The organism is Streptomyces sp. (assembly GCF_036524955.1).
In the GTDB taxonomy this organism is placed as follows: domain Bacteria; phylum Actinomycetota; class Actinomycetes; order Streptomycetales; family Streptomycetaceae; genus Actinacidiphila.
On sequence record NZ_DATDBG010000325.1, the window covers coordinates 1 to 12,802 of the forward strand.

Genomic DNA, 12,802 nt, shown 5'->3' on the forward strand with positions numbered 1-12,802 from the left:
TGCTGCGACCGGCTGAACGGCGACCGCTCACGGGACCGTTCGCTTCGTCCCGGCTGCGCGGCGAAGGCCCGTCCCGCCCCGGCGTCCCGGCGTTCCGGGGCGGGCGACGCCGAGCGGCTGCGATCGGTTGACGGCACGCCGAGCCGGTCACGGCGGACCGACCGCTCGGACGGCTGCTCGCGCGGCTCGGCCGGGCTCGCACGGCGGTCGCGCCGGTCCGGCGCCGTAGCGGGGTCCGAGCCGGAGCCGCGCGGGCCGCGTGGCGGGTGGTCGGTGCCGCCGGGAGGCCGGTTGCGCGAGGCCGGGCCGGTCCCCGTGCCCGAAGGCACCCGGTTCTGCTGCGACGGCCCACCGTTGCCCTCCGCACCGAACGTGACGGCGCCCTCGATCGGGGTCAGCCCGGCGGAGGGCTCGTTGACCTTCGCCGCGTCGTGGCGCTCGTAGCCCGTGGGGAGTTCGTGGTCCGTGCTGCCGTCGGAGGCCAGGCGGCCGCCGCCGACGCTGGTCTCGGGGGTGTGCGCGCCGTCGCCGCTGTCCCGGAACGTGCGCCAGAAGGCGTCCGGCCCGGACACGACCACCGGTGTGCCGTCCGGCCGGACTCCGACGTAGTCCGCGACGACCAGTGCACGCTCGCCGTCGGGCCGCACCGAGCCGTCGACGACCTTCGGCACCGCCCACACCGGTCCGACCGGCGCCCTCCCCTGGATCACCGCCGGAACCCCGGGGCGGCCATGGAGGGCATGATGCGCCCAGAGCGCGGCCATCGCTTCCGGCACATGGTCGTGCACCAGGGCACCCAGGCCGCAGGCGACGAAGTCGACAGTGGCCTTCCCGTCGAGCTTTCCGCAGTCGTACGCGTCGATCAGGGTGTCGGCGAGCTGCTCGGCCGTGATCGGCGCGCCGTTCTCGCCGACGTGCATGGCCAGGACGTACGCGTCGTCCCGGGGCGGCAGGTGCTCCAGCGCCTCCCGGAACCTCCGCGCGGACGGCGCGGGGAGCTGGTGCTCTCCGATCCAGCCGCCCGCCGGGATCCCGGTGACCGGCACTCGCGACGGTCGGGCGCCGGGCCGCGGGTACTCCAGCGAGACCGTCGCGGTCCACGGACCCTGGTCCGCTTGCCGGTCCGGACGGTCGCCGGCCGGCGGTTCACTCGCACGCTCGGACGCGGTCCGGACCAGTGACAGGGTGTCGAAGTCGACCCCACGGGGCACCAGGTACCCACGGAGCGCGGCCGTCAGCACGTTCGCCACGGCGTCGGCGCGGGCCTTGCCGTCCTCGGCACCGGCGGGTCCCCCGCCTCGTCCGGTCACCCTGATGACCGGCGCGGGCAGACCGGCCCGGTGACGGCGCACCAGTTCCGGCGCGATGTTGCGGGCCACGTCCGCCAGGTGCTCCGCCCACCGGAGGTCGAGCGTCGTCGACGCGGGGCCGAAGGGCACCACGACCGGACGCATCGTCGGCTCGTTCGGCTTCCCGTCGGCCACCGGACCCGGACCGCCGGGGCGGAACGTGCGGATCTCACCGGCCGCGCCACTCTCCGTCGCCGCGGCGAACAGACCGTCCTCACCGAAGTCGATTCCCGCGGTCGGGGCGTGCACGGGCAGACCGGTCGCGTCCGCCACGGCCTGGGCGTGCGCCGCCGATTCGCACGCGATCAGCGTGATCGACGCCGGCTTGCCCTCGTCGGCGGCCTGCTTGAGCCGGATGACGCTCGGCCTGCGCCGCAGGAACCCGCCGAGCTGCTCACCGCTCGCCCGCTTCTCACCGTGCTCCGTCTCCAGGTGGAAGCCCTCGTCGTTGCCGTGGCCGACGTAGAAGTAGGTGTGCTCCGCGTCCCACGGCACGTCACGGACCAGGGTGTTCTCGTTCCACTCGAGTCCCGTCTCGTAGTGCAGAGTCCTCGGCAGACCGCTCAACGACGGACCGACGGCCGACCACTCCGTGTCGTCCAGCACGCCCCGGCCGATGTTCTCACCGGTGACAGGGTCGGCGATCGGCCGCGTGCGGACCTCGTCGTCCCGGACGGACGTCCCGTCCCTCGCGGTGACGCGGTCCACCGGTTCCGCCAGGGGCGCGGGGCGCGGGTACGAGCCCGCGGCGTCCGGCTGATCGTCGAGCAGGCCGAGGCCGTGCACGCGGTCGACGGCCGGCGTCGGTTCATGGGCGTCCGCGTCGTGCCCGCGCGTCCGTCCGGGGGTGAGCGTCGTCCGGTCCGGTGCCTGCGCCGTGAGCCGCGTGGTCGGCTCGGTGGGCGGGCTCTCCTGATGTCCGGCCGGTACGGCGTCGAAGGCGTCGGACACGGTGGCGGTGTCCTGGTGCCCGACGTGACCGGTCGCCGGGTCCGCGGGGGTGTACGGTCCGACGGCCTCGGTCCGCGGGCCGCTCACGGGCGCGTGCGCGGGCCGGGTCGAGGGTTCCACGAGGTCGAAGTCGTCGCGGTGGGCGAACTCGTCGCGGAACGGCCTGCTCTCGGTGAGCCTCGGCAGGCCGGCGTCGAAGGCGTCCGCGGTGTCCCCGCCCGTGCCGGCCGCGGGCGTGTGCGGCTCGACGGGGGCCCGGGCGCCGTCCGGGCCCCCGGCGGTCTCGGTGCGGGGGCGGGACGGCGGCGTCGCGGCGGCGTCTGCGGTGGCCGGGGCGCCGTCGGAGGTGTCCTCGTCGTGGCCCGGCGCGGTGCCGTCGCCGGTGACGCCCGTGACGCCGGGGTCCGCGCCGCCGGAGGTCCTGATGCCGCCGAGCGTCTCCGCCACCGCGTCCTGCGTGGGCCGGTCGCCCGGAACCGGCGTGTCGGAGGAGGTGAACCAGTTGACGACCGGGGCGTCGGCGCGGAAGTCGAAGCCCGAGAACGGGTTGCCGAAGAACCACCTGAGGAGGTCCTTCGCGGACTCGCCGGCCGAGGCGTCGACGTCGTACGAGGTCGGCCGGGGAACCGGGAACGGCGCTGAGTGGCCGCTCATGTTGGCGATGAAGGAGACGAAGTTGAGCGGGTGCAGCAGGCCGAAGTACGCGCTGTCGTCCGGGTTGTCGCGGAACTGCCGGTCTCGCAGCCACTCCTGGTAGCGCGTCATGGCCGGCTCGAAGAGCTTGTGCAGCGTCTTGCCGATCAGGCCCATCGCCGCACCGGAGACGAAGGTGTTCCAGCTGGTGGTGAACTGGTGGTCCTCCATGAAGATGAGGTTGTACGTACCCTCGTTGAAGTTGTTCTCCATACCGTCCTTGAGCATCTCGCCGACGGAGTGGCCGAGCTGGTACAGCGTGTTGCCGTGCAGCGGGTGTTCCTCGAACATCCGCTGGAAGAGTTTGCTCACGGCGTTTCCGGTGATCTGGCCGGGTGTGAACAGCTCGGGCAGACCGTGGGCGAGCGCGCTGAGACCCCTGTGCTCGGCCAGGCCGCCGAGTGCCCGGCTCAGTGCGTCGTTCAGCCCGCTGTGGTCGGCCCCGAGCCTGCCCCAGTTCCTGGCGAAGGCCTCGCCGAAGTCGCGTCCGATCTTGTTGGCCTCGCCTCTCAGCACGGGGTCCGCCGCGTCGGCGAGGTGCTTTTCGAAGACGGTGCCCATCCTTTCGGCGAACGCCTCGGCGATGGTGCCGCTGCCGAAGCGGACGAAGCCCGCCTCGATCTGGGGAACGGCGGCGCCGAGCAGGTTGCCGACGTCCTTGGCGAACGCCTGCTGCGACGCCTCGTCACCGAGCTTGCCGGCCAGCTTGGCGATGTCCCGTTCAGCGGCCTGCTCGGCCCCCTCCGCCGCGCTCTTCGCCGCGCCCCGGGCGCCGGATTCGGCCGCCGCCCCTGCCAGTTCGCCGACGGTCTTCTTCCCGAGGCTCTTGATCTCGGTGCCGACGAAGCCGTTGAACCCGTCCAGGGCGGCGTGTCCGACGGTCTTGCCGACGTTCTCCGCGAAGTGTTCGGCGCTGTTCTCCAGTCCGTTCATGCCGGCCTTCAGCGAGGACTCGATCTTCTTGCTCAGGATCGAGCCGGCGCCCTTGCCGAAGATCTTGCCCAGGAGCTTGCCGGCGCCCTGGCCGAACAGCTCCAGCGGACCGGCGAGCAGACCGCCCAGCGCCCCCTGCTTGAGGGACTCGATGGTGGAGTCGGTGTTCCACTTGTCGGTGTGGTGCGAGGACAGCTGGTAGACCTGGATGATCATGTCCTGGAAAAGGCCGCCGGCGATGCCCATGAAGGTCTGGCTGGCGATCGTCCGGAGCAGCCAGATGAAGAGGTTCTTCAGCGCCTCCCGGGTGAAGGCGAATTCCAGGGCGACGTTGAAGAAGGAGCCGCCGAAAGTGAACGGCGAGAAGAACATCGCCGCGAGGACCTGGACGAGCAGCTCGACGACCTGGATGATCGCCATCAGCTTGGTGTACTCGACCTGGTTGGCGACGTTGCGCGCCGCGTCTCCGAGGTCGTGCGACAACTGGCTCGTCTGGTGCATCGTGTTGGGTCCGGACACCTCACCGATGAGGTCGCGCATCGCGGCCGCGTACGACTCGGCCGCGTCCCCCTCGAAGTGTTCGAGCACGATCGGAACGAGCTGCCCGATGTAGCCCTCCAGGATCGTCAGGTCCTCCGCGACCGCGTAGTAGTCGTTCGCCACCGTTCGCATCAGGTCCTCGTCGGCCTCGGGCCAGGGCATTCCGGTGAGGAAGCCGAAGAAGTCGGCGATCTGCTGCGGAGGATTGATCGACATGGCGGGCGCTGCCTTTGCTCTGAAGGTGCGGAGGAGCAGGGGGATCGGGCCCGGTGGCCCGCGGCTGTTACCAGCTCTGAGCCGTCTTCTCGGCGTCCTGGTCGGCGTCGTCCAACTGCTCGACCGTGGCGTCACCGCCGTCCTTGACCATGCCGAGCACGTTCGCGACGTACTGCACGGTGTCGGTCAGGTTCTCGGTCGGCTTGTCGACCTGGTCGTGGTACTGCTTGCCGATGTCGTCGTGGCCCGCCGAGGTCTTGTTGTACCTGTTGATCTCGGTGGTCAGCGTGTGCAGTTCCTTGAGCTTGGCCTGGAAGGTCTCGTACTCGGCGAAGTACTTCTTCAGGTCGGCGGGCGCCTTGAGTTTCCTAGCCACCGAACTCCTCCTGCTTCCCGGACCTCTTCTTCGCCTCGTCCGTCCCGAAGCCGGGCCGCATGGCGCGCAGCGGCTTCATGAGCTCGTCGAGGTCGGTCGGCATGTCCTCGGCCCCGGCGGCCGCGCGGATCATGCGGCCGACATCGGTGAAGGACATGAGCAGGGCGGTGACCTGCTCGCCCATCCGGGCCCGCGCCTCGTTGAGCAGGCCGGTCAGAGCGGCGGCGAGTTCGGCCGGCGCCATGTCCTGGTAGGCCGTGGTGTGGAAGGCCATCGACACCACCTGGCCCTGCGGACCGACGGTGACCGTGACCATGCGGTCCTTGGAGGTCACCGAGGCTGTCGCCTTTTCCAGCTCCACCCTGGCCTCGGTCATCCGCTTCCGCTGCTCCCGCATGGCCGCCATCGCGGCCTGGATCCGGCTCTCGACGTCGAGATCCATCTCACCTCCTTGCTGGTTGGCTGATCGACCGGTCGGCTGGTGACCGGACGACTCGTGCTGACGGCCGCTCAGCGGCCGATGACCCCGCTCACCGACCCGGTTTCGGTGCCCCAGACCTCCTCGTCCTCGGCGAGCCAGGTGGTCCGCTGGCGGTCCTTGCCGCCCGCCCCGCCGCCGGGAGGCATTCCGGCGCCACCCATGGGCGGCATCATCGGTGGCTGCATGGCGGTACCGGCCTGCTGCTGGGCCGCCTCCGCGGCGGCGATCGCCTGCTTCTCGCCCTCCGCACGGACCTGCCGCACCACGGCCTGGTTGCCGGAGGGGTCGCCGCCGCCCTTGATCGCCTGCTCACTCATCCCGCTGGTGGGGTTCAGCAGCGGAGTGTGGCCGTGGACCGTGCTGGAACCGGGATGGCCGCTGGTCGTGCCCGGCTGATGGGTGACGCTGTGGTGCAGGCCGGTGTCCAGGCCCGGCGAGTAACCGGAGGAGGACGAGGTGTTCGGCCGGTTGTGCGAGCGCGAGTCGAAGAGGGCGTGCTCCTGGTTCGAGATCAACTGGCTGGTACGGCTGATCGGGCGGCCCTTGTCGTCGACCACGACGCCGTCGGAGTTGACGGTCGATCCCTTCGGCAGCGAGTACGGGTTGCCGTTGCTGTCGAGGACCGGCTTCCCGTGGTTGTCCACCACGGTGCCGTCCTGGTTGATCCTGGAACCCTCGGGCAGGTGGAGCTTGTCCGCCTCGGCGCCCGGTACGCCGTGGTTCTGCGTGTTCGGCTGCTCCTTGACCGTGGAACCGGGGGGCGCCACGATCTGCTTGCCGTCCCTGCCCAGGACCGGCTTGCCCGTGGGACCGTAGACCCGTCCGTCCGGGCCGATGGTGGAACCGGGCGGCACCATGATCGGCTGGTGGTCCTTGTCGAGGACCGGCCCGCCGTCCTTGTCGAGCAGTTCGCCGGTGCCGGAGCCGCTGCCGCTCCGCCCGCCGAGGATCGGGTTGCCGCTGTGGCTGCCGAGCCCCGGGTTTCCGCTCCGCCCGCCGAGGACCGAGTTGCCGCTGGTACCGGGCAGCGGCCCGCTGATGCTGTTCTTGACCGGGCCGGTCTTGCCACCGCCGGTCGTGCCCCCGAGACCGCCGAGGCCGCCGGTGATGTCGGGAGCGCCGCCGGTCTTGCCGGTGATGTCCTTGAGCTGCTTGTCGAGCTCGTCCTTGAGGTCCTGCGACTGCTTGTCCTTGTCGGTCAGGCCGGTGGTGCCGGTCGACGGCTTGGGCATGCCGAGGTCCGGCGGGATGATCCCGCGCCGCAGCGCTCCGGCGAGGTCGGTGTACCTGTCGTCGAGCGGCCCGACCGAATGGTGCGCCGCCGGGTCGAGCACCGTGGCGACGGTCTGCAGCCACTTGTTCTTGGCGTCCGTCTCGACCTTGTCCCAGAACGCCTGGGTGCCGACGTCGAGACCGCCGGCGGTGACCTTGTCGAACGCGAAGGTGTAGCCGATCTGTCCCGAGACCTCGTTGACCGTCGGTACCAGGTTGTAGGCGGCGTAGGCGCCGCCCATCGCCTCGATGAAGGCGTCGTGCAGGGCGTTCACCGCGCCTGCGCAGCGTTCGCCGAGCCAGCTGTGGAAACCGTTGTACAGGGTCAGCGTCGCCGTCCCGAGGGCGTCCCGGGTCTCGTGCAGCGCCGCGGCGTAGTCGGTGGGCGCGGTGAGATCGGTCTTGACGTTGGTGAGGGCGAGGACGACCGTGTTCAGGAACTTCTTCAGCTCGCCGGCCGCGTTGCCGCTCCACTCGCTGTCGCCCTGGTCCAGTCCGTCCGCCCAGCTCTTGAACGACGGGATCCAGGTGTCGAACCAGCCGTTGACCCCGTGCAGCATGTCCACCGCGTGCTCGAACGTCCACAGGTCCGTGTTCCGGTTCTTGTACGGGTAGTTGACCAGCGGAACCAGGTTCTTCTCGGGGTCGTTTCGGAAGTTGCTGTAGGCGGTGTCCGTGCTGTTGAACATCGTCCAGTCCATGGTGCAACCCGCCACCACCACGTACGTGTCACTGCCCGGCAGACCAGCGGCGGCGTACGGGTTGAACGGGGCGGTGGACCACCAGATGTCGAACACGCCGTCGAGGTTCTGCGGCAGCCCGCCGCTCAGGTACGCCTTGACCTGCCAGCTCTTGCCCTCGTTTCCGATCCATCGGGGGGACTTGTCGCCGGCCACGTTCAGCCGGCCGACCGGGCCCTTCCCTTCCGCCTGCGGGTCCTCGAAGAACTTGAGGGCCTCCTCCCAGGTCTTCCGGACTCCCATCAGGCCGCTGTCCCCTCTGTGCTGGTGCCGGTCGTCTGCGGGGCGGTCTTCTGGAAGCCCGTCTGGATCTCCGTCAGCACCTCCCACATCTCGGCAGCGGTGAGCGCCTCGTCCTCGGCGTTGTGCAGCAGCACCTTGACCGACTTCAAGGAGACGTAGGTGCTGTGCATCGCCCGCTCGAAGACGCCGATGGCGTCGATCAGCTGCTTGCAGAAGGCCTGGAACTGGGTCTGGAGCGCGCGGGCGCTGGCCAGTTCGTCGATGCTGCCCGGCAGCAGCTTGCCGTCGTCGGCGTGGAAGGTTCCCTTGGCCCAGTCCTCGCGCAGCTTCAGTACCCAGGGGTTCTGCTGGAGGTCCTTGAGGAACGCCTCGACCTTCTTGGCGCACTCCTCCAGGTAGTGGTCGGTGACCTTGAAGCTGTGGTCGTCCTCGGGTTCCTTCCCGGGTTCCTTCTTGTCGTCGGCCTTCTTGGCCATGACACCTCCTGCGTCGCTGCGCTCCTGCCGGTCACCAGGTGGAACGGAGCGGCGAGGACGACGGGTTCAGCTCCCGCGGACGCGGGAGGACCCGGCTCGCGGTGCGGGCCGGGTCCTCGGGGAGGGTGCGGGGAGCGGGTCAGGTCCGGCCGCCCGGGAACATGCTCGCGCTGCGCTTGTCCGCGTTGCTGATGGTCAGGTGCATCTCGGACAGGTTGTCCGCGCCCTTGTCGAACTCGGTCGACATCGCGTCGTCCAGGCGCTGCACGGTGAGCTTGAAGTCCTGGAACGCGGCGCCCGCCGCGCCCTGGAAGCCCTGCTCGACCGGCAGCAGCTCCTGGAGCAGGGATTCCAGGTTGTTGGACATCTCGTGCGCGTACTGCTTCATCTGCTCGTTGGCCTCCGTGATCACCTGGTGGTCGAGCTCCATGTCGAGGTCGCTCATTGACGCCAACCGCCTTTCTGAGAGGTTCGGATCGAGTGACGTTCCGTCACCGGTGCTGCTGTGTACGGAGACCGGTCACTGCCCGGACAGGATCGAGTAGACCGGGCCGCCCCAGTTGTTGCTGATCTGCTCGGCGTCCTCGTTGGCCCTGGTGAGGCTGTCCTTGGCGCCGGTGGTGGCCTCGTGGAGCGCCTGGTACTTCTGCATGATGGTGTCGTAGCCGATGATCCACTCCTCGACCTTGCGGACGAAGGCCCGGCCGGAGGCGGACTTGAAGCCCCAGCCGATCTGCTGCATCAGGTCGTCGACCTTGGTCTTGGTGCTCGTCATCCCGGACACGTATCCCTGAAGGCTCTCCAGGGTGTTGAGGACGACCGCATGGTCCACGACCGTCTTGTTCTCGCCTGCCACATGTTCTCCTTCGTCGGTTTCCGGACCGCTTCACCGGGCTCTCGGCCCGGGCCGCGCGGACGGCGGAGGCGCCGGGCGCCCTCGACCAGGGGAACGGATCGCGGTGAGCGGCGGGTTCAGCCGGTCCCGGTGGCCGTGCAGGGCTGCGGGGAGGTCGCGCTCAGCGCCACTCCCCCGCCGAGCAGGACGTCAGGGTCGAGGCTGGGTCCGGTCGGCAGCAGGGTCAGCAGGCTGCCCGGCACGGCGACCGGGGTCACCGCGCCGTAGCCGAGCCTCTTGGCCGTTCCGGCGGCCGGCAGCGGGTACTTCACACCGTTGTCCGCCACCAGGTAGAGGGTGGATCCCACGCCCGCGCCGGAGAGCGCGCGGACCAGAGCCCCGCCGCCGGGCCGTACCGAGATCAGGTCGGCTCCCGCGCAGCCGGGCCGTACGCCGGGCTGCGCTGTCGGCGGCGCACCTCCGACCGTGGCCGCGTCGGCCACGGTCACCAGGGTGCGCGGTCCGGCGGCCGCGGGTTCGAGCTCCGCGCAGACGGACTGGCCCTGCGCCGGAGCGAGCAGTGCCGGCGGTTCGGCCGGCAGTCCCCCGGCGGCCGGGGCCGCGGCCGGGTGGGCCGCCAGGTCGTCGGCGCCGATGGGAGCGGCTGTGGCCGGGGCTCCGCCGTATGCGTCACGCTGCGTCCTCGGGTCGCCGCGCAGCAGTTCGAAGAGGGTGGTGGTGAGCTGCTCCAGGCCCCCGGTGCCGAGGACGTAGTGCTCGCCGGCCGGGCCGGTGAACAGCTGGCCGAGCCTGGTGGGCCGCCCGGCGAGCTCCGGGCCCGCGTTCCCCCGGCCCGGGATGGCGGGGGCGGCGAGGTCGGGTCCGGCCGGCAGGGTGTTGAGGAAGGCCTCGGTGACCGGGAAGGGTGCGGCTGAGGTGTAGCCGAGGGCCCGCGGAGCACCGCCCGCGGTGTCGAGTCCGAGTCGCCGGCCCCGCCAGAGCAGGTACTGGGCCCCGTCCGGCGTGCTGATCAGGACGCCCTGCGCCGCGGTCAGCGGGTTGCCGCGGCGTACCGGTGCGATCGCCAGGGCGAGCCGGGGGGCGGCGGTGCCGGACGGGGCGGTCGCCCGGACCGCGCAGGCCAGCCAGCCCGCGTCCGTCAGGGAGCCCGCGGCGGGCAGCGGGTCCGGCGCGCCGACGATGCCGACCGGGCCCCCGCGCGGGGCTCCCTTCAGGGAACGCTCGGTGACCTGGGCGAGCGCCATCTTCTGGCCCGCCAGCAGTCTGGCGCTGGCCTGGTTCAGTACGGGATGGAGTGCGCCGCCGATGAACAGGTAGCGGGCGCCGGTGTCCTTGACCACGATCAGTGTGCCGGGCTTGCGCCAGGCGGTCGCACCGCCCGGCACGATCACCCCGTAGAGAGCCATGACCAGGGCGATGGCGACACCGATCAGCAGACCGGTGCGAATCCCCCGGGTGGTCCGGCCGGTCGGGATGTCCGGCACGTCGGGTTCGGCCCGCAGCATGCCGGCCGCGAGCCTGCTCATCACGAACAGGTGCGCCTGGACCTGGTCGCGCCTGGACTGCATCTGACTCCTCCTGGGAATGCGGCGGTGGGACGGGGTCGGGGCGACGATCAGCCGTTCATGCCGCGGACCAGGTGGAAGACGCCGGTCACGCCCAGGCCGAGCGGGAGCAGGCTCAGCGCCACCAGACTGTGCAGGAGGTCGGCGGCCCGTCCCCAGTACGGCACGAGGCGCCGGCCGGGGACGGTCCACGCGGCGACGGCGAGCAGCGCCGCGCAGGCCGCGAGGCCCGCGAGGAGCAGCAGCAGCCCGGACGGGCTCTGCGCGGCCGCGAACCGGGCCACCAGCAGCGCGAGCCCGGACACGCCCGGGAGCAGCACGGCCAGCCGCTGCGGCACGCTGCCCACCGCTCGGGCGTGCAGCAGGAGCAGCACCGAGAGTGCGCCCGTCATGGCGGGCGCCGTCCAGCCCGGCCGCCAGGCCAGAACGGTCAGGCAGCCGAGGCAGACCGCCCCGATGGCGACGTGGAAGGCCGTCAGGTAACCGTCGGCCACGCTCGCTCGGGCCAGCACGTCTTCGGCCGGAAACGGCTCGATGTTGTCCTGCAGTTCGTCGGCGTTGCGGGGCAGCGCCGGCAGGCGCAGCCCGGAGAGCCGGAAGGACAGCCCGGGCACGAGGGCTCCGAAGGCGACCACGACCACCGCGAGCAGCGCCGCCGCGTGACCGACCGGCACTCCGGCGAGCGCGATCACGCCGGCCACCACGCCGAGGACGGCGACCGCCACGACGGCGAGGAAGAGCGGCGCCGCACACGCCACGGCGGCCAGCGCGAGCACCGCCGCGCCGGCCGCGGCGGAGCCGGCGGCCAGCAAGCGGGCGGCGGTCAGGTCGGTGTGCCCGGCGGGCAGCAGGGCGCCGGCCAGGGCCAGATAGGGCACGGCGGCCGCGCCCAGCGCGGTGCCGGCGCCGGCGTCGGCCACGGCACGCGAGGCGCTGCCGGCGCCGAGCAGCAGCAGGGCGCCGACGGCAACGGCGGCGAGCATCCGCGGCTGGTGCGGTCCGGGCAGCGTGAGCAGCACGAGGCCGCCGGCCAGGGCCAGCAGGGCGAGACCGAGGGTGAAGTGGTGGGTGACGACGGGACGCCAGGAGTCGCCGCGCTCCTGCATACCGGTGGTGACGCCGTCGATCAGGTCGTCGAAGTGCACCGGCGGCAACGCGTCCCGCCGGTGGCGCAGGTGGAGCTCCGTGCCGTCGTCGAGCCCGAGACTCTCTGCGGTCGAATCGTCGTCGAGCGGTTCCTCACCGAGCCGCTGGAGTACCCAGCCGCCGTGCTCGACGGCCTCCTCGTCGAGGTCGGGGCCGGCGTAGCCGATGATCGTCGGCATCAGGTCGGCGAGGGGTACGTCGGACGGCACCGACAGCTCGAACTTCTTCCGGGGGCCGTGGAACCTCAATCGGCACAAGCCCGCCACAGCACTACCGCTCACTGCCCCGCCCGTCCTTCCCGCCGAACCGCTGTCGCGCCAAGGGCGCCTCCAGCCGGCAGAACGGGCCGAGCGACCGGTTCAGTTCACCGCCGGGTGACGCCGCCGGTTCGCGGGGTCCTGCGCAGGGCGTCGAGCAGGCGCTCCACGCCGTCGTCGCCCTGCCGCTCGATCAGGACGGCCGTCCAGCAGGCGGCTTCATGCCGTTCGGCGGCGCTCCACCCGGGTGCGGAGGGGTGCTCGTCCAGCACCATGGCCTCGGCGAGCAGCCGCAGATCGGCGAACCGGCGATCGGTCAGGCCGGTCAGCCCGTGCGGCGTGGCGTGCCGTGCCTGCGGCCCGAGCAGGTCACGGACGGTGGCGATCACGGTGTGCGCGTCGGTGGGGGGAACGTCGAGGGCCGGCGTGTCGGGGCAGGCTCCGTCCTCCGGCCGGGGCGACCCGTCCAGCCAGCCTCGCACCAGTCGGCGGACACCGTCGTCGTGGTCGGTCTCCCTGCTCACTCCCTCCGCGGGCGGCCTCGTCCCTCGGCCGCCCACTCCAGGAACCCGGGCGTCAGCCCTACCGGGTTTCTGGTCGGTCTTCCTGCTCACTCCCTCCGCGGGCGGCCTCGTCCCTCGGCCGCCCACTCCAGGAACCCGGGCGTCAGCCCTACCGGGTTTCTGGTCGGTCTTCCTGCTCACTCCC

At 71.5% G+C, this 12,802-nt stretch carries 10 protein-coding genes; all 10 read right to left on the reverse strand.

Annotated elements, in window-relative coordinates; translation table 11 throughout:
• A partial coding sequence (locus tag VIW71_RS25675; protein ID WP_331625018.1) for a hypothetical protein occupies positions 1-4,682 on the reverse strand: 4,682 nt, incomplete at its 3' end.
• A 67-nt stretch (positions 4,683-4,749) separates the two neighbouring features.
• The gene (locus VIW71_RS25680) at positions 4,750-5,058 is read right to left on the reverse strand and encodes a hypothetical protein (protein ID WP_331625019.1); all 309 of its coding nucleotides are present in this window, start codon (positions 5,056-5,058) and stop codon (positions 4,750-4,752) included.
• Positions 5,051-5,500, reverse strand: coding sequence for a YbaB/EbfC family nucleoid-associated protein (locus VIW71_RS25685; RefSeq protein WP_331625020.1), 450 nt, complete (start codon positions 5,498-5,500; stop codon positions 5,051-5,053). The genes VIW71_RS25680 and VIW71_RS25685 overlap by 8 nt, the downstream gene beginning before the upstream one ends.
• Positions 5,501-5,568: 68 nt before the next feature.
• Positions 5,569-7,794: a DUF3659 domain-containing protein gene (locus VIW71_RS25690; RefSeq protein WP_331625021.1), complete on the reverse strand. Its 2,226-nt coding sequence runs from the start codon at positions 7,792-7,794 to the stop codon at positions 5,569-5,571.
• Positions 7,794-8,270 carry a hypothetical protein gene (locus VIW71_RS25695; RefSeq protein WP_331625022.1) on the reverse strand — a complete coding sequence of 159 codons (477 nt, stop codon included), beginning with the start codon at positions 8,268-8,270 and terminating at the stop codon, positions 7,794-7,796. Before VIW71_RS25695 ends, VIW71_RS25690 begins: the two co-directional genes overlap by 1 nt.
• 139 nt (positions 8,271-8,409) lie before the next feature.
• A complete protein-coding gene (locus tag VIW71_RS25700; protein ID WP_331625023.1) occupies positions 8,410-8,715 on the reverse strand; it encodes a WXG100 family type VII secretion target in 306 nt (101 codons plus the stop codon).
• 75 nt (positions 8,716-8,790) lie between these two features.
• Positions 8,791-9,126, reverse strand: a complete 336-nt coding sequence (locus VIW71_RS25705; protein ID WP_331625024.1) for a hypothetical protein — start codon at positions 9,124-9,126, stop codon at positions 8,791-8,793.
• A gap of 116 nt (positions 9,127-9,242) precedes the next feature.
• On the reverse strand, positions 9,243-10,694 hold the full coding sequence (gene eccB / locus VIW71_RS25710; protein WP_331625025.1) for a type VII secretion protein EccB: 1,452 nt from the start codon (positions 10,692-10,694) through the stop codon (positions 9,243-9,245).
• A gap of 47 nt (positions 10,695-10,741) precedes the next feature.
• Positions 10,742-12,118, reverse strand: coding sequence for a type VII secretion integral membrane protein EccD (gene eccD / locus VIW71_RS25715; RefSeq protein WP_331625026.1), 1,377 nt, complete (start codon positions 12,116-12,118; stop codon positions 10,742-10,744).
• A gap of 83 nt (positions 12,119-12,201) precedes the next feature.
• Positions 12,202-12,618, reverse strand: a complete 417-nt coding sequence (locus tag VIW71_RS25720; protein ID WP_331625027.1) for a hypothetical protein — start codon at positions 12,616-12,618, stop codon at positions 12,202-12,204.
• Positions 12,619-12,802: the final 184 nt, after the last annotated feature.